Raw genomic sequence first — 579 nt, 5'->3', positions numbered from 1 at the left:
TTACAAGCAGAGGGTCGGGGGTTCGATCCCCTCAGCCTCCACCATTTTTATCCGAATAAAAGGATGAAAAGTTGGGGAATTGTGAATCATATGCATATTGGGGATTAGCCAAGCGGTAAGGCAACGGACTTTGACTCCGTCATGCATAGGTTCAAATCCTATATCCCCAGCCATTGAGAGCCATTAGCTCAGTTGGTAGAGCACCTGACTTTTAATCAGGGTGTCGAAGGTTCGAGTCCTTCATGGCTCACCATTACATTATATGCGCGTGTGGCGGAATTGGCAGACGCACTAGACTTAGGATCTAGCGTCTTTGACGTGGGGGTTCGAGTCCCTTCACGCGCATATTGTTTTTGCGGACGTGGCTCAGCGGTAGAGCATCGCCTTGCCAAGGCGAGGGTCGCGGGTTCGATTCCCGTCGTCCGCTCCATATTTGCGCCCTTAGCTCAGCTGGATAGAGCGTTTGACTACGAATCAAAAGGCCGGGAGTTCGAATCTCTCAGGGCGCGCCATATTTACAAAATCTATAATATCGGGATGTAGCTCAGCTTGGTAGAGCACCTGGTTTGGGACCAGGGG

5 tRNA genes are annotated in these 579 nt (G+C 50.9%); all 5 read left to right on the top strand.

Features of this window, described 5'->3' with window-relative positions:
• Positions 1-98: 98 nt before the first annotated feature.
• The 5 genes from WG8_RS22305 to WG8_RS22285 all read left to right on the top strand — a co-directional run bounded on the left by WG8_RS22305 (position 99) and on the right by WG8_RS22285 (position 512).
• Positions 99-173: transfer RNA gene (locus tag WG8_RS22305), tRNA-Gln, on the top strand.
• Positions 174-177: 4 nt separating this feature from the next.
• Positions 178-253, top strand: a tRNA-Lys gene (locus WG8_RS22300).
• Positions 254-264: 11 nt separating this feature from the next.
• Positions 265-345: transfer RNA gene (locus tag WG8_RS22295), tRNA-Leu, on the top strand.
• A gap of 10 nt (positions 346-355) precedes the next feature.
• A tRNA-Gly gene (locus tag WG8_RS22290) sits at positions 356-430 on the top strand.
• A 5-nt stretch (positions 431-435) separates the two neighbouring features.
• A tRNA-Arg gene (locus WG8_RS22285) sits at positions 436-512 on the top strand.
• Positions 513-579 lie beyond the last annotated feature (67 nt).

It is taken from the genome of Paenibacillus sp. Aloe-11, assembly GCF_000245715.1.
Taxonomy (GTDB): Bacteria; Bacillota; Bacilli; order Paenibacillales; family Paenibacillaceae; genus Paenibacillus; species Paenibacillus kribbensis.
The sequence above is the reverse complement of the archived record's forward strand: the minus strand, read 5'-3'. Positions and strand labels throughout refer to the sequence as shown.